The organism is Pseudoflavonifractor phocaeensis, from assembly GCF_016901735.1.
Lineage (GTDB): Bacteria > Bacillota > Clostridia > Oscillospirales > Oscillospiraceae > Pseudoflavonifractor_A.
Genome location: NZ_JACLZC010000159.1, coordinates 1 through 918 on the forward strand (window position 1 = coordinate 1; position 918 = coordinate 918).

Genomic DNA, 918 nt, shown 5'->3' on the forward strand with positions numbered 1-918 from the left:
ACCGCGCCGCCCTCAACGCCCCGCTGGTCTCCTTTGATTTCGATAAGGTTCCTACCGGCTCTCTGAGTGGCCGTATCTTCCGCAAGCTCTGTGAGCTGTGCATGGACCCACAGTATGGCCCCTACTACGCCGCCGGCCTCCTCAACCACGCCGGCTATGATCTGATGTCCGCCCTGGACGGCGCCATCCGGCAGGCCCAGGAAGAGAAAAACACCCAGGAACTTCAGCTCCGCGGCAGCGGCTCCGGCGGCTATGACGAGTACGTCATGCAGTGCAGCGCCGACTTCTACCATCATACCAACAAGAAAAATTACCTGCGGTATGCGGAAGCCGTCCGGCAGTGGTACCTTCTCTACAACCGCTGCAACGAGTGCGACGACCTGGCCGCCACCCTGCGCGGCCTGAAAAATGAGCTGTCCATACTTTATCACGATTTCTTTGCCCCCCTTGTCCAGCTGCTGGACGACCTCAACGAGACCTTTACCGAAAATCTGCGCTACCTGGACAGCGACGCCGCCGCGCCCTCCCCTTACACCCGGCACATCCTGGCGCTAAAGGAGGTCCGGCCCAAGCTGGACGAGGTCGTGGCTCAGTTGTCTCCCCATGAGGTGGTCAGCAAATTCGTGACCCACCTTCTCAAGTGCTATGACCAATGGCAGGATCAGGAGGACGATAAAATCGCCACATATATCATCCGCTATATGGAAACTGTCTTTGCCCCCCAGGTCAACCGCTCTCTGGATGACTATCTCATGGACGTCTATCCCCAGGCGGGCGGCAATGCCTGCCAACTGGCCGAAGAAATCGAGCGGGACATCATTCATCGTATCCACGACTCCGCTCTGCCCATGTTCTGGTGCAATCCCACTTTTGCTCTGGATAACCCCGCCGTTACCTTCCAGGCCAGCAGCATTTCGG

Annotated in this window: 1 protein-coding gene; it reads left to right on the top strand. The window is 58.4% G+C overall.

Translation table 11 applies throughout. From position 1 onward, the window contains the following. Positions 1–918: hypothetical protein (locus H7U37_RS15005; RefSeq protein WP_204876967.1), on the top strand; the 918-nt coding region annotated here is incomplete at both ends.